Raw genomic sequence first — 19262 nt, forward strand, 5'->3', positions numbered from 1 at the left:
CTTGGGGTTCCTTGACCGCGGACAGGAGAATATCGAGTGATGGAGGAATGATGGAGGACTGGGCGGCTATCAAGGCTACGCTTACCGCGTGCTCCGTCGGGTGGCCTGTGGTGGCCAGCCTGGGCGTGGTGTTGTGGTCTAAGGCGCGCGCCCGGGGCCCAATCGTCCGCGCCATGCTTAAGCCTGTTAAGTCGGCGGCGCGCTAGGCCGCCGCGGATCTCGCCTCCCCCAACAGCGGCGCGGCCTTCAGCGTCAGGTCCACCGCGGCCTGGGCGCGATCGCGGCTCACATCCGCACCGCGAGCGACCGTGACGCCGTCCTCATCGTAGACGCTCCACCGCCAGCCGGTTTCGACCTGGCTCAGCGAATAGGCGAACGACCGCGGTTCATGCATCCCCAACCCTCCAGTCCGGACGGGAGCTGAAACACCTTCACCGGCGAAGTGGTTTCCACGACGGCCGTCACAATTTCGCAATTGCGGAATCGCGAAGCCCGCGAACCAATCGGCAGCTGCGTCGTTGTGCTCCCCGCCTGTGGAGCTTGTGACGTGACCTATTACAACTGGCGCGGCCAACCGATGCCCGAGACCGCCCCCGAGCAGGGGCGCATCGCGGGAACCGCGGCGGGCGGTGAAACCATGACCGCCCCGGCCGGCAATACGTCCGTCTCCGGCGAAGGCGGCGGCGACGTGCTGATCGGCTCGTCCGGCGACAACCGGCTCTGGATCACCGATCCCCACGACGTGGTGCAGGAGCAGCCCAACGGCGGGGTCGACACCGAGATCGGCTGGACCTCGGTCAAGCTCGCCGCGAACGTCGAGAACCTGACGGTCAACGGCGCCTTCAACTATGCGGTCGGCAACAGCCAGGACAACCTGATCGTCGTCGACGACGCCACCCACTGGCTCTACGGCGGGGCGGGCAACGACGTGCTGGTGGGCGGCCCCAGCCAGAAGAGCACCTTCATCGTCAAGGCCGGCGAAGGCGACGACGTCATCTACAACTGGAACGGCAACGACCAGGTCCAGCTGCTGGGCTATGGCTTCAACAGCGCCACCCAGATCCGCGGGGCGATGACCCAGCAGGGCGCGGACACAGTGCTGGCCCTGCCGAACGGCGAGAGCCTGACCTTCCGCGGAGTCACGCCAGGCGCCTTCGCCGACCGTCAGTTCCTGCTGCCGCTCGACACCTCGAAGCTCGGCGCGATGACCTTCGACGACGAGTTCAACAATCTTTCGGTTTACGATCCGTCCAAGCAGGTCGGGACCTGGAACACCAATTTCGGCGGCAACCTGAAGGACCAGTGGGCCTACACCCTGGTCTCCAACGGCGAGCAGCAGGTCTACGTCCAGCCCGGCTTCCAGGGCCGCGGCGAGGCGGCGCTGGGGATCAATCCCTTCTCGGTGTCCAACGGCGTGCTGACCATCTCGGCCAGCAGCATCCCGGCCGACCAGCAGTACGCCGCCTGGGGCGCCAACTATTCTTCGGGCATGCTCAACACCCTGGGGTCATTCGAGCAGAAGTACGGCTACTTCGAGATGCGCGCCGAACTGCCGACCGCCACCGGCGCCTGGCCGGCGTTCTGGATGATGCCCTCTCCCTTCGTCTCCGGCGTCGAGGCGGACATCACCGAAGGCCTCGCGACCACGCCCAACTTCAACTACGTGCGCGCCGCCGGCGGCGCCGAGACCCAGTACGACAACACCTACAAGATCGATCCGACCGGCTTCCACACCTACGGCATGCTGTGGACGCCCTCGACGGTGACCTTCTACTACGACGGCGTCGCGGTGCTGCAGGGGGCCACCCCGGCCAGTTGGACCCAGCCGATGGCGATGATCCTGAACCTCGCCGTGGGCGGCTGGGGCGGAACTCCGGATTCGTCGACGTTCCCCGCCAACCTGAAGATCGACTACGTCCACGCCTACGCGCTGGCGGACGGCTCGAGCCAGGTCGTGCAGGAGACGCCGGCGGCTCCGGTCGCCACCCTGCACGACGACGGCGCGACCAGCGGCCAGGCCAATGTCCCGGTGACCTTCGCCGACACGGGCCAGCCGGTGACCAGCGCGCATATCCAGGTGTTCGGCTCCCATCCCACGACCTTGCCGCCCGGCAAGACCTTCGTGATCTGGGAGGACTCCGGCGCGGTGTTCGGCGCGGTGTCGGACGGCGCGACCCTGAGCAAGGCCACCGCGCTGATGGCCGGGACCGCCGGCCAGTTCACCGGCGCCGGGACCTGGCTGAGCGACGGCAAGGTGGTGTTCGCCTATCTCCAGCCCAACGCCTCGGGCGGCCAGGACGCCTGGGACATGGTGTTCGATCCGTCGAAGCTGACGTTCGTGCGCCAGGACCTCGGGCCGGCCACCGGCGGGGTGCACTTCGTGGCCACCGGCGACGGGGGGTTCGCGGTCAGCTGGCACGCGCCGGACGGCACGGTGCAGGCGCGCGGCTATGACGAATACGCCTACGGCGGCGACGTGCCCGGCTGGTACGGCCCGGTGCGGCAGGTGACCGGCGACTTCGTCGGCGTCACCGCCGACGGCCACGTGATCGCCGCCAACGGCTCGGGCCAGGAACTCTACGACCTGATGGGCGCGTCGACGGCCCCCGGCCCGCCCGCCGGCGGGACGCCCGGCGCCACGGCCGGCCCCGACGTCCTGCAGGCCAGCGCCAGCCTCACCGAGATCCACGCCGGCGCCGGGAACGACACGCTCACCGGCTGGTCGGGGCGCGACCTTCTCTGGGGTGAGGACGGAAACGACTCCATCGTCGGCGGCTCAGGCTTCGACAACATCAACGGCAACAAGGGCGACGACACCATCGACGGCGGCGCCGGCGGCGACGACTGGCTGGTCGGCGGCCAGGGCAACGACCTGATCACCGCCCACGCCGGCGGCAACATCCTCTACGGCAACATCGGCAACGACACGCTGAACGGCGGCTCGGGGAGCGAGATCCTCCGCGGCGGCCAGAACGACGACGTCATCTATGGCGGCGCGGGCAATGACTGGCTGTCGGGCGACCGCGGCAGCGACACCCTCACCGGCGGCGCCGGGGCCGACATCTTCCACACCTTCGCCGACGCCGGGATGGACCGCGTCACCGACTTCAACCTGGCGGAAGGCGACCGGGTGATGCTCGACCCGGGCAGCGTCTACACGGTCAGCCAGGTCGGCGCCGACACCGTCATCGCCCTGACCGGCGGTGCGCAGATGGTCCTCGTCGGCGTGCAGGCGTCCTCGCTCACCGGCGCGTGGATCTTCGGCGCCTGAGCTCGGGAACCGCCGCGCAGCCCAGCCATTTCCGCCACGGTGAAGGTATCGGGGCGAGATCCATGACCGTAGCGACCCAGGTCGATGTGGGCGTCTGTACATACCGCCGGCCCGGCGTGGCCGACACCCTGGCCTCGCTGGCGCGCCAGTCGCTGCCGCCGGGGGTGAGCCTTCGCGTAGTGGTGGCCGACAACGACATCGAGCCCTCCGCCGAGGTCCGCGTCCGCGCAGCCGCTGCGGCCCACGGCCTCGACGTCGCCTATGTGCACGCGCCGGCCCGCAACATCTGCGTCGCCCGCAACGCCTGCCTGGACGCCGCCACCGGCGACTGGCTGGCTTTCCTGGACGATGACGAGACCGCCTCCCCCGGCTGGCTTGCCGCCCTGCTGGACGAGGCGCGGCGCGGCGACTGGGACGCGGTGCTGGGGCCGGTGAAGGCGGTCTACGGCGCCGATGCGCCCGGCTGGCTCGCCGCCGGCGACTTCCACTCCACCGCCCCGGTCGAGGTGGCGGGCCGCATCCTCAAGGGCTACGCGGGCAACGTGCTGATCCGGCGCAGCGCCATCGCCGCGCGGGGCCTGCGGTTCGACCTGGCGCTTGGTCGCCAGGGCGGCGAGGACGACGACTTCTTCTACCGGCTGACGGACGCCGGCGGGACCATCGGCTTCGCGCCTGATGCGCTGGCTTTCGAGCCGGTGCCCCCTGGACGCGCCTCGCTCGGCTGGTTGCTCAAGCGCGGCTTCCGCACCGGGCAGACCCATGGCGCGCGGCTGATGGATCGTCATCGCGGCGCCGCTCGCCTGGCCCAGATCGGCGTCGCCGGCGCCAAGGGGGGCGCCTGCATCGCCGGCGCCGCGGCCTCCGCCCTCTCGCCCAGGGCGCGCAGCCGGTGGCTGGTGCGCGGCTCGCTGCACGCCGGCGTCGTCGCGCGGCTGGCCGGCCTGCGGGAGCTGCAACTCTACTGAGCCACGCAACATCTTCTTTCCGGGCCATGGAACGCGGCGCGCCCGGGGGGAGTTGGTGCAGCGCGGCAATGGTTGTTCCGGCCTGCCGCAATCGTCTGGTCGCGATTTCGGAGATTAATCACATGCGTAGGCGTCTGCCCTCGCTCGCCGTCGTAGCGCTCCTGGCGTTCGCGAGCTCTACCGCACTGGCCGCCGGCGGCAACCTGCCGCCTCCGGACTCGGTCGCCCAGCTTCGATCCGGCGCCGACTATCGGATCGGTCCCCAGGACACCCTCGACGTCAACGTCTCCCAGCTGCCCGAGCTGTCGAAGACCTTCCAGGTGGACTCCGGCGGCAAGATCCTGCTGCCGCTGGTCGGCCAGATCCAGGCCGCCGGCCGCACGCCCGCCGAGCTCTCCGACGACATCGCGAGGGGCCTGAAGAAGAGCTACATGAAGGACCCGCAGGTGGTCGTCGCGGTCAAGGACGCCCAGAGCCAGCGGGTGACCATCGACGGCGCGGTGACCCAGCCCGGCGTCTACCCGCTCACCGGCCCGACCACCCTGCTCCAGGCGGTGTCGCTGGCCAAGGGCCCCGATCCCAGGCTCGCCAACCCGAAGAAGGTCGCCGTGTTCCGCACGATCGGCGGGTCCCGCCACAGCGCCTTCTACGACCTGACCCAGATCCGCTCGGGCAAGACCGAGGATCCGCAGGTCTACGGCAACGACATCATCGTCGTCGACACCTCCGGCGGGAAGTCCTTCATGCAGAACTTCTCCGGCGGGTTCAGCCTGCTGGGCATGCTCGTCCGTCCCTGGTGACCGCCGCCTGTCCCTGAGCTCCGCGGTCGCACAAGGCGCCGTTCCGACGGAACCGCCTCGCCGCCTCGGGGTTATCGGTGGCGCTAGTTTTTCCAAAGTCTGGGTGAAGCCTTTGGGGGCTCAGGTCGAGGAGCGCGCGATGACCACGGACCCTGCGTCCCTACGCGCGAAATCCAGACCCAAAGCGCCCCACCTGAGGGACCCTCACCCTGCCGCATGTCTGAACGCAGGTCGCACATGAACAATCTGATTCCGCTCTCGCACGAGTTGCCCGCGCACCCCGGACAGCCCTTCCGGCCGATCGAGCCTGAGCGCATGCACCTGCGTCAGCTGTTCGGCATCCTGCTGCAGCGGGCCAAGCTCGGCCTGGGTGTGGCCGGGGTGGTCTTCATCCTGGTGCTGGCCGCCTTCGCCATGAAGACCCCCGCCTATTCGGCCATGGGCTCGGTGGTGATCGATCCCAAGCACGAGAACCTGGCCCGCGCCGACCAGCAGCAGGGCGGCCTGCCGCCCGACACCAGCGCGGTCGACACCCAGGTCGAGATCCTCCGCTCCCCGGTGCTGGCCGAAACGGTCGTGCGCCGGCTGAAGCTCTACAACGATCCCGAGTTCAACCCGCAGATGGCGCCGGGCTTCTTCGGCCTGGCCCCCGCGCGTCCGCCGGTCGCCAATCCCGATCCCCGGCTGGTCGCCCGGGTCACCAGCACCGTCCTGGCTCACAGCTGGGCGCGCCGGGCCGGCCTGACCTACGTCGTGCAGGTGGGCTTCACCTCGTCGTCGCCGGCGAAGGCGGCGCTGATCGCCAACACCTTCATGGACAGCTACCTGCAGCGCCAGCTCGACGGAAAGCTCAGGGCCGTGACCCGCGCCAACGGCGAGCTGGGCATGAGCCTGGAGAAGATGCGTCGCGACGCCGAAGTCGCCGAGGCGCGGGTGCAGGAATACAGGAACGCCCACGGCCTGTTCAGCGCCGAGGGCGCGACCATGGCGGAGCAGGAAGTCTCCACCATCAACCAGCAGATCGCCATCGCCAAGGCCGACACCGCCGAGAAGCGCGCCCGCCTCGCCGCGGCCATGGTCCAGCTGCGCAACGGCCAGGGCGGCGCCGACGTCGGCGCGGCGCTGGGCTCGGACACCATCAAGGAGCTGCGCAAGCGCGAGGCCGAGGTGTCCGTCAAGCTCGCCCAGCTGCAGACCGACTTCAAACCGGAATACCCGGAAGTGAAGCGCACCCAGGCGGAACTGACCGACATCCGGCATCAGATCCAGAGCGAGATCAACCGCATCCTCTCCAGCCTGCGCGCCGAAGCCAGCGCCGCGGCCGGACGCGAGGCCTCCCTGCTCGGCAGCCGCGGCGTCGCGCAAGGCGGGCTGGCGGCCAACGGCCAGGCCCAGGTCGGCCTGCTCGCCCTGCAGCAGCGCGCCGACGCCGCCAAGCAGATCTACGAAGCCTATCTGAACCGCGCCAAGCAGGTGGCGGCCGAGGGCAGCCTCCAGCAGGCCGACGCCAGCGTCAATTCGCCGGCCACCATCCCCACGAGCCCGTCGTCGCCGAACATGAAGCTGGGCGCGGCGCTGGCCTTCCTGGCGGCCCTGATCTCGGCCGGCGCGGCCATGCTGATGGCCGAATTCTGGGACAAGCACCTGCGTTCGCGCCTCGACGTCGAGCGTGAGCTGGGCGTGCCCTTCGCCGGCGTCCTGCCCGACTTCCGCTCGATCAAGCCCAAAGGCCTGCGCGGCCCGGCGGCGGAGCCGTCGGAATATCTGGTCAGCCACCCGTTCTCCGGCTTCGCCGAGGCCTTCCGCAACCTGCGCGCCTTCCTGATGATCAGCGCCCGCGGCGACGACGCCAAGCTGATCGCCATCACCTCTGCAGTCCCCCGCGAAGGCAAGAGCCTGACCTCGTTCTGCCTGGCCCGCACCCTGGCGCTCTCCGGAGCCCGGGTGGTGCTGGTCGACTGCGACCTGCGCCAGCGCGGCGTCACCAAGCTGATCGGCCCGCGCGAGATCGGCCTGGTCGAGGTCGTGCAGGACAAGATCCCGCTCGCCGAAGCCCTGGTGCACGACGCCAAGAGCAACTGCTTCGTCCTGCCGGCGACCGGCAAGTCGGTGCCTCACGACCTGTTCTCCAACCCGGAGACCGACGAGGTCTTCCGCCAGCTGTCCGCCCAGTTCGACTATGTGATCCTCGACGCGCCGCCGATCCTCGGCGTCGCCGACGCCCGCATCCTGGCGGCCAAGGCCGACCGGGTCCTGTACCTGGTGCAGTGGAACAAGACCCCGCTGCGCGCCGCCCAGTCGGCGGTCGACATCCTGCAGGAGTGCGGGGCGAACGTGGCCGGGGCGCTGCTGACCAAGGTCAATGTGAAGGGCCAGGCCCGCTACGGCTACGGGGACTCCAGCGACTACTACGGCTACTTCAAGAACTACTACATCGCGGCCGCCTGAGCCCCGGGACCGACGCGAACATGGCTTCCAATCGATCCGCGCTCGCCGCCACCGCGCTGGCGCTCGGCCTGGCCGCCTGCCTGAGGGCCGGTCCGCCGGCGGCGGCGGCGACCGCGCCGCTGGCGAAGAGCCCCGACGGCCGGCCGCTGGCGGTGACCTTCGCCGACGACTTCGACAGCTTCCGGCCCTGGGTCGGCGGCAAGGGCGTCTGGCGGACCACCTACCGGGACGGGCGCGACGATCACGGCGACGACTTCAACCTGCGCACGCTGAAGTGGAACAAGGAGCTCGAGCTCTACGTCGATCCGCAGATGCGCGGCCACCATGGCCCGCATGGCGACCATGAGGGCTCCGGAAACGGACAGGCCGACGAGAAGCCGCTCGGCCTGAACCCCTTCGCGGCGCGCGGCGGCGTGCTGCAGATCACCGCCCAACCGGTCTCCCCGCAGCTCGCCGATCGGCTGGGCGGGTTCCGCTATACCTCCGGCCTGATCAGCAGCCAGCCGTCGTTCACCCAGACCTACGGCTACTTCGAGATGCGGGCGAAGCTGCCGCGCGGCAAGGGCGTCTGGCCGGCCTTCTGGCTGCTGCCCGCCGACCTGGAATGGCCGCCCGAGATCGACGTCATGGAAAGCGTCGGCGACCCGGCCAAGGTCTATGTCACCGCCCACAGCAAGACGGTGAAGGCCGAGGGCACGGCGGTCGACGTCAGCCCCGACGCCTTCCACACCTATGCGGTGAGCTGGGACCGTGACCAGTTGATATGGTTCGTCGACGGCCGCGAGGTGAAGCGCCAGCCGACCCCGCCGGACATGCACAAGCCCATGTACCTGCTCGCCAACCTGGCGCTGGGCGGCGACTGGGCCGGCCAGCCGGACGCCACCACGCCCTTCCCGGCCCAGCTGAGCATCGACTACATCCGCGCCTACCGGTTCGCCCCGTGACCGCGTCCTGGGAGAGCTTCAACGCCCGGTCCCGGCCGCGCCGCATCCGCGGCGGCGAGATCCCGGCGCCCGATCCGGTCGCCTGGCGCGAGCAGCGCCGCGCCGCCGCCAAGGCCGCGGTCGCAGCCTCACGGCGCAGGGCCGAGCAGGCCGCCGATCCGCGTGAGGACCAGCCCGTCGCCGGTCTGCGCATCGGCCGGCTGAACATCGACCTGGACGGCGTCTTCGCCTTTGCGCTGTTCATGCCCATGCTGCTGATCGCCAACCTGGGCACCCTGGGCGCGGCCATCGTGGCGGCCCTGGCGCCGCTCTATCTGTTCGCACGCCGCAAGCAGTTGGGGCGGGTGCTGATCCCGCGGCTGCCGCTGTTCGCCCTGGCCGGCGTCGCCGTGTGCTCGGTGATCTGGTCCGAAGCGCCCGGCGAGACGATGAAGACCTCGCTCGAGTTCGCCATCACCATCGCCATGGGCCTGCTGCTGTCTTCCGCCCGAGACCAGGGCGCGGTCCTGCGCGGCATGGCGCTGGCCTTCCTGCTCTATATGGCCGCGGCCATGGTGATGGGCGGCACGGTGGCGATCGGCGTCGGCGCCGGCGGCGAGGCCTTCTCCGGCCTGACCTCCAGCAAGAACCTGCTGGCCGACATCGCCTCCACCGGCCTGATCGTCTCCGTGGCCATGGGGCTGATGGCGCTCCGCGCTCGCGACTGGATCTGGGTCGGCGTCGCCGCCGTGGCGGTGCTGCTCGACCTCTACGCCGTGGGGGCGGCGCGCTCCGCCGGCGCCCTGCTCGGCCTCGGCATCGCCCTGGGCGCCGTGCTCGGCCTGCTGCCGCTGCTGGTGGCGGGCAAGGCGGTCCGAGCCTCGCTGACCGCCCTGCTGGCGATCATCCTGCTGGCGGTCGGCCTCAGCTATCGCTGGCTGTCGACGACGATGATCGAGCTCGGCGCCAACCTGTTCGACAAGGACCCGACGCTCACCGGCCGCACCTATCTCTGGTACCGCGCCGCCGACCTGATCCGCGAGCGGCCGGTGCTCGGCCGCGGCTACGGCGCCTTCTGGATCCAGGGCAACATCGACGCCGAGGGGCTGTGGCGCTACTTCGGCATCGAAAACCGCGGCGGGTTCACCTTCCACAACACTCTGGTCGGGATGCTGGTGGCGCTGGGCTGGCTGGGCGCCCTGGTGTTCGGCGCGACCCTGCTGATCGGCGCCGTGGCCCTGATCCGCAAGTTCGTCGTGCGCCCGAACCTGGCGATGGTCTTCTGGATCAGCATCCTGCTCTACCAGGTCTCGCGGATGGGGATCGAGGAGATCGGCACGGCCCCGTTCTACTTCTCCACCGCCCTGACCTTCGCGGCGCTGGGCGCCGCCTTCGGCCGGGTCCGCGCGCCGCGCGTCGCCCATCGTCCCTACCGCCAACCGCAGATCGTACAGGTCCAGTCGCTGGACTACGGCGACCAGGCCTGGGCCAACCCGCGGCTGACGCCGGTGCGCGGCTCGCTGCGCGTGCTGCGGCCCGACCCCGAGAGCGGGCGATGAGCACGGCGGGCGAGGCAGGCGCCCGCCCGGCCAAGGCGGGACGGCTTCATCGCACCTCCATCGGCGCGCTCGCGCTGACCGGCGCCAGCGCGCTGCGGCTGATCCTGCAGTTCGCCATGCTGCCGATCCTGGCGCGGCTGATCGGCCCGGCCGAGTACGGCCTCGTATCGCTGGCCATGCCCTTCATCCTGCTGGCCAACGTGCTGTCGGACGGCGGCATGGGCTATGCGCTGGGCCGGCAGAAGGACGCCAGCCCGCTGCTCGAATCCACCGTCTTCTGGCTGGCCGGCGCGCTCGGGCTGGCGCTCGCCCTGTTCTGCTGCGCCGCCGCCTTCCCCATGGGCCTGATCCTGCACCAGCCGCGGCTGCCGGTGCTGATCATGGCGCTGTCGCCGATCCTGCTGCTGAACAGCCTGACGGCGGTGTCCAACGGCCGGATCATCCGCGAGGGCCGCTTCGCCGTCTTCGCCGCGGGCGACGTGATCTCCACCGGCGCCGGCGCGGCCGCCGCCTTCGCCGCGGCGCTGCACGGCTGGGGCGCCTGGAGCCTGGTGGCCCAACAGCTGGTGCTGTGGGTCTGCAAGATGGCCTGGGTGACGTTCAAGGGCGGCGCCGCGATCGGCTTCCGCTACCGCTTCGAAGAGGCGCGCGGCCTGCTCAGGTTCGGGTTCAGCACCATCGGCGCGATCCTCGCCGACTTCGTGTCGCGCAACGTCGACAGCCTGATCGTCGGCGGCGTGCTGGGCGCGACCTCGCTTGGCTACTACGCCATGGCCTATCAGATCGTCCGCGTGCCCGACATGCTGATCTCCGGGCCCCTCTACCTGTACATCTTCACCGCCGTCTCCCGCACGGCGCACGAGGGCGGCAAGGCTGCGATCCAGAGGCTGGCGACCGCCGGCCTGCGGCTGGGATCCTCGGCCCTGGCGCCCCTGTTCTGCGGCCTGGCGCTGATCGCCGACCTGGCGGTGAGCCTGGTGCTCGGCCCCAAGTGGCTGGGAGCCATCGTCCCGCTCCGCTACCTGGCCGGCGCCGGGTTCTGCTTCTGCATGTGCTCGATCATGGCCACCACCCTGATGGGGCTCGGGCGCTCGGCGCTGCAGTTGCGGATGTCGCTGATCCTCGGGGCGGTGACGGTGGTGGTCGTGGCGGTGGCCGTGCGCTTCGGCCTCGGCCCGGTCTCCGGCGCCCTGGCCGGCGGCATGGCGCTGGTCTGCGGCTACTACATCCACCAGCTGGCCGGCGACCTGAAGATGCCACGGCTGAGCCTGCTGGCGTCGTTCGCCCCAGCCGCTCTCGGCTGTGCGGCCATGGCGGGGGTGGTGCTCCTGGCGCGGCGCGTGCTGCAGAACGCCCCGCCCGTCGCGGAGCTGGCGCTGATGGTCGGGCTGGGCGGGGCGGCCTACCTCGCCGTCCTGTGGGCCGTGGCGCGCCACCGCCTGCTGGCCGACGCCCGCGCCTTCGCGCACGCCCAGGCCGACAAGCCGAGCGCGGAGACCACGGCGGAAACGGCGGAATTGACGGAGATGGCCGCCGGCGCGGCGTGACCGCGGCTCAGGCCGGGCTCGGCGACGCCATCGTGGGCAGCTTCACCCTCGCGGCGAGGCGCGCCAGACGCGCCCTCACCGGCATCGCCAACAGCGGCCAGGCCGAGGGGCGTGCGGCGCCGGCCACCAGGCCGCCCGGGAGGTCGCCGGCCTTCAGCCGTTCGATCACCCGGTCATAGGCCAGCGCGGCTTCGAGCGAGCGGCGGCGTGCGGCCTGCGCCTGGCGCACGGCCTTCGGCTGGCGGGCGAGTTCCGGCGCCACATCGGCGTCGGCGGCCAGCATCTGCTCGATGTGATCGCGGCACATGACGTGCGAGATGGAGGCGGCGTGCTTGCGGTAGCGGTAGAGCGCCCGCGGCTCCAGCCGCATGCCAACGCCCTTGGCCAGCAGGCGCAGGACCAGGTCATAGTCCTCGCCGATGCGCAGGTCCTCGCGGTAGCGGACGCCGGCCTGGCGCAGGCTCTGAGCGCAGAACAGCGGCTTCAGATAGCCGAGCCCCGGCCGCTTCGCATACATCCGCGCCGAGCCGATGTAGTCGGCGAGCGTGATCCAGCGCGGCTCCGCGAACGCATGCCCGCACAGGAACGGCCGCCAGGGCGCGTCCGAGCCGTCGGTGAACACCATCAGGTTGTCGACCACGATCTCGGCGCGGTCGGCCTCGCCGCGCGCCACCAGGGTGGCGAGGCGGTCCGGGGCCATCAGGTCGTCGCTGTCGAACACCGCGATCCAGCGGCCGGTCGCCGCCTCGATGGCGCGGTTGCGCGCCGCCGCCGGGCCGGCGTTGCGGGGCTGCACCAGCACTTTCACGCGCGGATCGCCGGCCGCCTCGCGCGCGATCACCGCCAGGCTGTCGTCGGTGGACCGGTCGTCGACGATGATCAGCTCGAGCGAGCTCAGCGTCTGGTCGAGCACGGACCGCATGGCGGCGGCCAGATGCCGCGCGCCGTTGTAGTTGGCGGTGATGACCGAGACGACCGGCCGCTCGCCCGTCATGGCGCGGCCTGCGCTTCAGACAGCATCGGGGCGGCAGGCTCCCGCTGGCCGAGGTGGCTCAAGAGCTGGACCCAGAAGCCGCTCGACCAGGCCAGGTGCATGATCATGGCGGCCGGGCCGGACATCAGGGCGGCCGGATCGCGCTTGCGCAGGCCGAGCAGGACGCCGAAGCTCAGGGCCGCCAGGGCCCAGACCAGCGCCGGGATGACGAAGGGCCAGAACAGCGGCGCGGCCAGGGCCGAAACCACCGCCGGCGCCACAGCCAGCGGCAGGGTCTGGCGGATCTTCAGCGGCGTGTAATGCTTCAGCACCGTCCGCGCGCGGCCCTTGCCGTAGCTGAAATACTGCTTCCACAGCGCACCCGGCGTGCTGCGCGGATAGTAGCCGATGCGCACCTGGTCGGTGAGCCAGATCTTGCCGCCCTGCTGGGCCAGCCGCAGGTCCAGCTCGGCGTCTTCGTTGTGGCTGAAGGTCTCGTCGTAGCCGCCGATCGACTGGAAGGCTTCGCGATTGAACAGCGCATGGTGGCCGTGATCGACCCATTGGCCGGCGGTGGCCAGCCGGTGCGCCGAGCCGCCGGTGCCCAGCACCGAGTTCTGGGCCGCCGCCACCGCGCGCTGGAACCCATCCTCGCCCACGGTGTCCATGGAAACCACCACCGAGGTCGCGCCGGTGCGCATCGCCTCGGCGATCAGGCTGGAGGCGTAGTTCTTCGGATAGTCGGCGTGGGCGTCGACCCGGACGAGCCACGGCCGGTCCCCGCCCAGGGCTCGGGCGGCGAGGTTCAGCGCGGCGCTCTGCAAGCGGCGGGGATTTTCCAGCAAGCGCACGCGCCGGTCGTCGGCGGCGATCCTGGCCACGATCTCGCGGGTGCCGTCGGTCGAGCCGCCGTCGGCGACCAGCAGCAGCGGATCCACCAGCCCGTCGTCTTCCAGGATCCGCGCGATCACCGAGGCGATCACCGCGGCTTCGTTGAGGGCCGGAATGACGATCAGGGCGCGCTTGCGCGGATCGGCGACGACGCCGGCCTGGTTGCCGTTGGCCGGCGTCGCCGGCATGCGGATGAAGGCTTCCGGGGCGATGCGGTCCCAGGCGGCCGGCCAATTGGCCTCGACCTCGCCCACGCCCGGCGCGCGGCGTCCGAGCGGTGCGAAGGAACGCAGTTCGCCGAGGCCGTTGTGCTCGACGGGCGAGCCTACGGAGGTCTCCTCGTCCAGACCGTCCTTCGACAGCGATTGCGGATTGGCCTTGGGGCTCAGCATTGGCGGGGAGTTCCGTTGTTCGACCAGCTGTCGCGAAGCCAAGCTCCTCCTCGCGACGCAGCTTAAACAGCAAGCCCCTGTTGTGGTTCCGCTGGAAAGCAACGTTCTCTGTGTCGTCTTTCCGACCGTGGCGAAAAGCGCCCAGTACGTTGTAAATCCCGGGTTTCCGCGGAACTTGTTCGCCAGGACGGGCTTAGGCGACGAGCTTCGTTTCAGCGGCGAGCGGCTGTTGCCGCGTCAGCCCGACAGGGCGGTCGACCAGGGCCTCGACCAGCCGGCCGCAGTCCCCCGCATCGGCCACGAAGGCGCTGCTCGGAACCGCATCCAGCCGCTGGCGCAGCCCGGCGTAGGTCTCCGCGGTCAGCCCCTCGAGAAAGCCTTCCAGCTCCCCCGGATCGCCCAGCCGGACGCCGAACCCGTGCTCGGCCAGGTAGCGCCCGGTCTGCACGCCGGCCAGGGCGATCGGCGTCGCGCCGTAGCGTCCGCTCTCATAGATCCGATTGGGCAGCAGCCAGGAGGAGTTCTGCCCCTCCTCCATGTAGTCGATGGCCCAGCTGAAATGGACGTCGCCATAGAGCCGAGGCAGATCCGCGGCCGTGTAGGCGCCGCCGAAGCTCACATTCGGCGCGGCCGCCACCTGGGCGTCGAAGTCGTCGAACTCGGTGTACGCCGGCCGCCCGTGGATCACGACCTCCACCAGGTCCGGCCGCCGCGCCGCCAGGGCGGTGAGGATGTCGAGGCTCTTGCGGCAGCGGATGGCCCCCATCCAGCCGATCCGCCACGGCGGTCCGGGCGGCCGCGGCGCAGGCCTGGCGGTCTGGCGGGGCTCCAGCTCCAACACCTTGTTCTCCATCAGCAGGGTCGGGATCGGCAGCGTGGCCCCCACCCCCTGGCGCGGTTCGAAATAGGCTTCCAGGAAGGCCGGCGAGCTGACGATCAGCAGGCTCGCGCGCCGCATCAGCGCGCGCTCCACCGCCCGCATGGCGCGGCTCTTGGCGCCCTCGCCCAGCATCAGGCGGTGGATGTCCAGGCATTCGTAGACCAGGGGCGCGTCGAGCCTGCAGGTCCGGCGGGCCGCCTCCGCCACCGCCAGCATCTCCAGGGTGCGGGCCATCACCACCTCGGCGCCGGCCAAGAGCTCGCGCCAGCGGCCGGAGGTCAGGGCGGCCCGCGCGGTCGCCTTGGCCCGGTGTCCCAGCCGCGCGTCATAGGTGCGGCCGAGGTCGACGGCGGGCGCGCCGGCGATGGTCTCCGGCGCGGTGTCGGTGCGGCGGAAACCCAGCACCACCGGCTGCGCGCCACCGGCCTGCAGCATGCGCACCCGGCGGGTCACCGCCGGATCGGCGAGGTCATGGACGAAATAGGCCAGCTTCACCGCGCGCAACCCTCCCCAGCTCCAGCATGCCGGCTTCAGCATGACGGACGCGAACCAAACGCGCGGCAAGCCGTTTGGAACCAAGCAAATGATCGCGTCGCCGGTTCGACGGGGCCGATCGGCGGGAGGGGCCTTGTCAGTGCAACCGGCGCGTCAGACGGAAGGTTCCCCGCCGGCTAAGGCCAAGGCGCCGGGCGAGGTCCGGTCCATCCAGTACCTGCGCGGGATCGCGGCTTTCGGCGTGCTGATCTACCACGCGGTCGACCGGGCCGGCGGCGCGTTCGGCGTCGGCGCGGCCGGGGTCGACGTCTTCTTCGTGATCTCCGGCTTCATCATGTGGGTGGTGACCTGCCGCCGCCCGCCCTCCCCGGGCCAGTTCCTGCTGCGGCGGGTGGAGCGGATCGTCCCGCTGTACTGGATGGTCACGCTGGGCGTGGCGGCGATCGCCGTCCTGGTCCCCGCCGCCTTCCCGGCGATGAAGCCGACGCTCTCCCACGTCGCCCAGTCGCTGTTGTTCGTGCCGCACCATGACGCCCAAGGGCTGATCGCCCCGCTGATCGTCCCCGGCTGGACCCTGAACTACGAGATGTTCTTCTACCTGCTGTTCGCGGTCGGCCTGCTGGCGCCGGCGAAGCTGCGGCCCTGGGTGGTCAGCGCCGCCCTCGTGGCCCTGGTGGCGATCCGGCCGCTGGGCGACGTGCAGAACCCGGTCTGGGCCACCTACACCAATCCCCTGCTGCTGGAGTTCGGCGCCGGGGTCTGGCTGGGCAAGTGCTGGTCGGAGAACCGGCTGCCCGGCCGCGGCCTCTCCTGGGCGATGATCGCTGCGGGCGTCGCCGGCTTCGTCGCCGTCAGCCTCGCCGGGATCGATGTGGAGCCGGCCCGCATCCTCTACTGGGGCCTGCCCGCCGCCCTGCTGGTCACCGGCGCGGTCAGCCTGGAGCGGCACGGCCGGATCGCCGACTGGCCGCCGCTGCGCGCCCTCGGCGACGCCTCCTATTCCGTCTACCTGGTGCACGGCCTGGCGATCTCCGCGGCTTTCCGCGCCCTGCAGATGGCCCACGTCACCGCGCCCGCTGTCGTGCTGCCGGTGTCGCTGATCGTCGGCGTCGTGGCGGGCCTGGCCACCTACCGGCTGGTGGAGAAGCCGCTGATGCGCCTGTTCAAGACCGGCCTGGGCGCGCACCGGCCGAAGGCCCCAACGCCCCTGGCGGGCGTCGCGCCCGCCCCCGACGCCTAGTCGTCCAGGCGATCGAGCAGGTCCGGGCCGGCGTCGCGCACCGAGCTGCAGCCGGTGAGGATCATCGCCACCGCCAGCTCCGAGCGGAGCCGCGCCAGCATCTGCGCGATCTGCGCCTCGCCGCCGGCGGCCAGGGCGTAGGCCCAGGCGCGGCCGACGAAGCAGGCCTTCGCGCCCAGCGCCACGGCCTTCAGCACATCCAGTCCGGAGCGGATGCCGCCGTCCACGTAGACCTCCAGGTCGCCGCCCACGGCGTCGGCCACCCGCGGCAGGGCGGAAATCGAGGATCGTACCCCGTCGAGCTGCCGGCCGCCGTGGTTGGAGACCACCAGCCCCTGGGCGCCGGCCCGGACCGCGTCGCGCGCGTCCTGCGGATCGAGCACGCCCTTGACCACGATCGGACCGTCCCAGGCCTCGCGGACGAAATCGAGGTCGGCCCAGGTCACCGAGCGGTCGAAGTTCCGCGCGATCCAGCTCAGGTAGTCGGTGACGCTCTGGCCCTCCTGCACCGCCCCGGCCACCGATCCCAGGGTGTGCGGCCGGCCGCGCGCCCAGACATCCCACATCCAGCCGGGATGGCTGAGCCCGTCCAGCGCCTGGTTCAGGAATCCGGACAGGCCGCTCGAACCGGTGAAGCCGGACCGCACGTCGCGGTAGCGGGCGCCGGGGATCGGCAGGTCGACGGTGAACACCAGCACCGGACTGCCCGCCTCCCGGGCCCGCGCGATCAGCTCGCGCATGAAGCCGCGGTCCTTGAGCATGTAGAGTTGGAACCAGGGAGCCGGGCCGGCGCGGACCACCTCCTCCACCGAGCACACCCCGACCGTGGAGAGGCAGAACGGCACGCCGGCCGCCGCCGCGGCCCTGGACGCCTGCACCTCGCCGCGCCGGCCGAACATGCCGGACATGCCGACCGGCGCGAGGCCCACCGGCATGGACAGCGTCTGCCCCAGCGTCTCGACGGCCATGTCCAGCGTGGTCATGTCGCGCATCACCCGCTGGCGCAGCGCGATCGCCTCCAGGTCCTCGACGTTGCGCCGCAGCGTCGCCTCCGCGTAGGAGCCGCCGTCGATATATTCGAAGAACATCTTCGGCAGCCGGCGACGCGCGAGCTCCCGATAATCCGACACCGACGCCGCGCGCATCTTCCCTCCCCTTGGCCTTCAGCCCGGACCCGACGGCAAGTTATCAATAGCGATTGCGGCCGTCTTGGATCGGGCGCGAACAATGACCTGGGGCGTCATAGGCCATTCCTCAGGAGAACCTAAGATGCGAACGACCTTGATCATCAGTGGAATTCTATCGCTCGCCCTGGCGCTGCCGGCGGCGGCGCAGACGACCGGCGCGGGCGGATCCACCAGCGGCTCGACCATGAGTCCGTCGACGAGCGCCGGCTCGACCGGCGCCATGAGCAGCACGACGACCACCAAGAAGAAGGCGGCCAGGCATAAGAAGACTCATCGCTCCGCCGCCGCGGCGGCCAGCGGCTCCAACACCAGCAGCACGTCCAAGATGAGCAGCCCGGCCGCGACGGGAACCACCACCACGCCTCCGTCCAGCACGACTCCGCACTGACCCGGTCCGGCGGAAGGCCCAGCCTTCCGCCGGCCTAGGCCGAGGCCGTCGCCGGCGCCTCCGCGACCGCCGGCGCCGGTGGGCCCATGACGATCCAGACCTGATGGCCCCGCGCCATCAATTCGCCCGTGGCGCTGAACAGGGCCACGCCCGCCAGTTCCTTGCGGCCCTCGCGCGCCAGCGGCCAGGCGGTGACGATGCACGCCTCCCCGACCCGCGGCCGACGCAGGACCTCGCCGGTCATGGTGCCGAGCAGCGCGCCGTGGCGGCCTTCCTTCGCCACCCAGGCGAAGTAGCCGGGGCAATCCAGCGCCGCCCAGACAACTTCGGTCGTCGCCAGGCCGGCGGCGTCGGCGAAGGCCGCGTGCGGTGTCCAGACCCCCGCCAGATGGCCCAGCGGCGCGCCCTCGATCTGACCGGCGAACACCCGCAGCCCGTCGCCCTCGTGGCGCTCCGGTCCGCAGGTGAAGCAGATCGGGTGGAAGCGCTGCTCCAGTCCGACATAGCCGCGGCCGGCCGCGCGGGCCGCCTCCAGGCTGGGCGGCTCCGGCGGAGTCGGCAGCTCCGCGCCGGACGCCGCCTGGCTCTTGCCGACCAGCGCCCCGTCGGCGTCGGTCATCAGGAGGGCGCCGTTCTCGGTCTCGAGATGGAGTTCGACATCCAGGGGAACCCGGGCGCGCAGCACCGAGGTGGCGGGACCGTCGATGTCCTTCGCCAGCACGCCGCAGACATAGCCGCCGTTGCCGGAGTTCGGGGGGCCGCAGAACTGCTGGCCGATCATGATTTTAGGCAAACCGAATGACTCTTGGCTGAAATGATCAAATCAATGGCCAAGGCTCCCACAAAATCTGGCCGCAGCGGAAGAGCCAAAATCCACCGCCCGGCGTTGGAGCGATGGGGCGGGCGCTGTAGCTTGCTCGCCAACCGCCCCCGGGCGGACTCAGAAGCCTATCGAGGAGAATGCGGTGAGCGAGCGGATGGAACGACCCTGGGCCCTGATGCGCCACCACGCCGGCTGGGCGGACGTCTTCCACATCGAGAGCGAGACCCCGGATTCCATCACCGGCTTCTATCCGGACCGGGAGACGGTCGGTCCACCGGTCAACTATTCGGTCCGCGCCGTGCTCGCCCGCTATCCGACCCTCGAAGCCGCCCGCAGCGCGCGCGAGGAGGCGGTCGCCGAATGGCGCAAGCATGACGCCGCCGTGCGCGACGCCGAGACCCAGCTGCGGGAAGCCGAAAAGGCCCGCGAGGACGCCTGGGTCAAATGCCTGCGCGACGCCGCCGAGCGGTGACGAGGCGG

At 70.9% G+C, this 19262-nt stretch carries 16 protein-coding genes; 10 read left to right on the top strand and 6 right to left on the bottom strand.

The window, feature by feature from the left end:
- Positions 1-202 precede the first annotated feature (202 nt).
- Entirely contained in the window at positions 203-394 is a 192-nt protein-coding gene (locus tag DJ021_RS00390) for a hypothetical protein (protein ID WP_111455646.1), read from the bottom strand.
- A gap of 153 nt (positions 395-547) precedes the next feature.
- Between DJ021_RS00390 and DJ021_RS00395 the strand changes: the two genes are divergently transcribed.
- The 7 genes from DJ021_RS00395 (at position 548) to DJ021_RS00425 (ending at position 11513) form a co-directional block, all read left to right on the top strand.
- Positions 548-3271: a family 16 glycosylhydrolase gene (locus tag DJ021_RS00395; protein WP_111455647.1), complete on the top strand. Its 2724-nt coding sequence runs from the start codon at positions 548-550 to the stop codon at positions 3269-3271.
- A 62-nt stretch (positions 3272-3333) separates the two neighbouring features.
- Positions 3334-4236, top strand: a complete 903-nt coding sequence (locus tag DJ021_RS00400) for a glycosyltransferase family 2 protein (protein WP_111455648.1) — start codon at positions 3334-3336, stop codon at positions 4234-4236.
- A 122-nt stretch (positions 4237-4358) separates the two neighbouring features.
- A complete protein-coding gene (locus DJ021_RS00405; RefSeq protein WP_165837061.1) occupies positions 4359-5036 on the top strand; it encodes a polysaccharide biosynthesis/export family protein in 678 nt (225 codons plus the stop codon).
- 237 nt (positions 5037-5273) lie between these two features.
- On the top strand, positions 5274-7484 hold the full coding sequence (locus DJ021_RS00410; protein ID WP_165837062.1) for a GumC family protein: 2211 nt from the start codon (positions 5274-5276) through the stop codon (positions 7482-7484).
- 20 nt (positions 7485-7504) lie between these two features.
- Positions 7505-8428: a glycoside hydrolase family 16 protein gene (locus DJ021_RS00415; RefSeq protein ID WP_111455651.1), complete on the top strand. Its 924-nt coding sequence runs from the start codon at positions 7505-7507 to the stop codon at positions 8426-8428.
- Positions 8425-9966 (top strand): O-antigen ligase family protein, encoded by a 1542-nt coding sequence (locus DJ021_RS00420; RefSeq protein ID WP_111455652.1) that lies wholly within the window; start codon positions 8425-8427, stop codon positions 9964-9966. The genes DJ021_RS00415 and DJ021_RS00420 overlap by 4 nt, the downstream gene beginning before the upstream one ends.
- Entirely contained in the window at positions 9963-11513 is a 1551-nt protein-coding gene (locus DJ021_RS00425) for an oligosaccharide flippase family protein (RefSeq protein ID WP_111455653.1), read from the top strand. Before DJ021_RS00420 ends, DJ021_RS00425 begins: the two co-directional genes overlap by 4 nt.
- A gap of 7 nt (positions 11514-11520) precedes the next feature.
- Here the strand turns inward: DJ021_RS00425 and DJ021_RS00430 are convergent, their stop codons facing one another.
- From DJ021_RS00430 to DJ021_RS00440, 3 genes are all read right to left on the bottom strand, one after another.
- The gene (locus tag DJ021_RS00430; protein WP_111455654.1) at positions 11521-12507 is read right to left on the bottom strand and encodes a glycosyltransferase family 2 protein; all 987 of its coding nucleotides are present in this window, start codon (positions 12505-12507) and stop codon (positions 11521-11523) included.
- Positions 12504-13769: a glycosyltransferase family 2 protein gene (locus tag DJ021_RS00435; RefSeq protein ID WP_243625867.1), complete on the bottom strand. Its 1266-nt coding sequence runs from the start codon at positions 13767-13769 to the stop codon at positions 12504-12506. Before DJ021_RS00435 ends, DJ021_RS00430 begins: the two co-directional genes overlap by 4 nt.
- 193 nt (positions 13770-13962) lie before the next feature.
- A complete protein-coding gene (locus DJ021_RS00440; protein WP_243626096.1) occupies positions 13963-15144 on the bottom strand; it encodes a glycosyltransferase in 1182 nt (393 codons plus the stop codon).
- Positions 15145-15283: 139 nt separating this feature from the next.
- On the opposite strand from DJ021_RS00440, the gene DJ021_RS00445 reads away from it, so the two are divergent.
- Positions 15284-16384 (top strand): acyltransferase family protein, encoded by a 1101-nt coding sequence (locus tag DJ021_RS00445; RefSeq protein WP_165837064.1) that lies wholly within the window; start codon positions 15284-15286, stop codon positions 16382-16384.
- Here DJ021_RS00445 and DJ021_RS00450 read toward each other — a convergent pair.
- Complete coding sequence (locus tag DJ021_RS00450; protein ID WP_111455657.1) at positions 16381-17529, bottom strand: L-lactate dehydrogenase; 1149 nt, start codon at positions 17527-17529, stop codon at positions 16381-16383. The genes DJ021_RS00445 and DJ021_RS00450 overlap by 4 nt on opposite strands.
- Before the next feature lie 124 nt (positions 17530-17653).
- On the opposite strand from DJ021_RS00450, the gene DJ021_RS18610 reads away from it, so the two are divergent.
- Positions 17654-17959: a hypothetical protein gene (locus tag DJ021_RS18610; protein WP_133254908.1), complete on the top strand. Its 306-nt coding sequence runs from the start codon at positions 17654-17656 to the stop codon at positions 17957-17959.
- A gap of 34 nt (positions 17960-17993) precedes the next feature.
- Here DJ021_RS18610 and DJ021_RS00460 read toward each other — a convergent pair whose 3' ends face one another.
- On the bottom strand, positions 17994-18752 hold the full coding sequence (locus DJ021_RS00460) for a hypothetical protein (RefSeq protein ID WP_133254909.1): 759 nt from the start codon (positions 18750-18752) through the stop codon (positions 17994-17996).
- Between the two features lie 172 nt (positions 18753-18924).
- On the opposite strand from DJ021_RS00460, the gene DJ021_RS00465 reads away from it, so the two are divergent.
- Positions 18925-19254 (top strand): hypothetical protein, encoded by a 330-nt coding sequence (locus tag DJ021_RS00465; protein ID WP_165837065.1) that lies wholly within the window; start codon positions 18925-18927, stop codon positions 19252-19254.
- The last annotated feature ends 8 nt before the right edge of the window (positions 19255-19262 follow it).

The sequence above is a fragment of the Phenylobacterium hankyongense genome (assembly GCF_003254505.1).
Classification (GTDB): domain Bacteria; phylum Pseudomonadota; class Alphaproteobacteria; order Caulobacterales; family Caulobacteraceae; genus Phenylobacterium; species Phenylobacterium hankyongense.

Coding starts and splice junctions, on each gene's coding strand:
- DJ021_RS00400 (WP_111455648.1), top strand. CDS start 3,334: ATGACCGTAGCGACCCAGGTCGATGTGGGCGTCTGTACATACCGCCGG.
- DJ021_RS00450 (WP_111455657.1), bottom strand. CDS start 17,529: ATGCGCGCGGCGTCGGTGTCGGATTATCGGGAGCTCGCGCGTCGCCGG.
- DJ021_RS00405 (WP_165837061.1), top strand. CDS start 4,359: ATGCGTAGGCGTCTGCCCTCGCTCGCCGTCGTAGCGCTCCTGGCGTTC.
- DJ021_RS00430 (WP_111455654.1), bottom strand. CDS start 12,507: ATGACGGGCGAGCGGCCGGTCGTCTCGGTCATCACCGCCAACTACAAC.
- DJ021_RS00425 (WP_111455653.1), top strand. CDS start 9,963: ATGAGCACGGCGGGCGAGGCAGGCGCCCGCCCGGCCAAGGCGGGACGG.
- DJ021_RS00390 (WP_111455646.1), bottom strand. CDS start 394: ATGCATGAACCGCGGTCGTTCGCCTATTCGCTGAGCCAGGTCGAAACC.
- DJ021_RS00435 (WP_243625867.1), bottom strand. CDS start 13,769: ATGCTGAGCCCCAAGGCCAATCCGCAATCGCTGTCGAAGGACGGTCTG.
- DJ021_RS00415 (WP_111455651.1), top strand. CDS start 7,505: ATGGCTTCCAATCGATCCGCGCTCGCCGCCACCGCGCTGGCGCTCGGC.
- DJ021_RS00410 (WP_165837062.1), top strand. CDS start 5,274: ATGAACAATCTGATTCCGCTCTCGCACGAGTTGCCCGCGCACCCCGGA.
- DJ021_RS18610 (WP_133254908.1), top strand. CDS start 17,654: ATGCGAACGACCTTGATCATCAGTGGAATTCTATCGCTCGCCCTGGCG.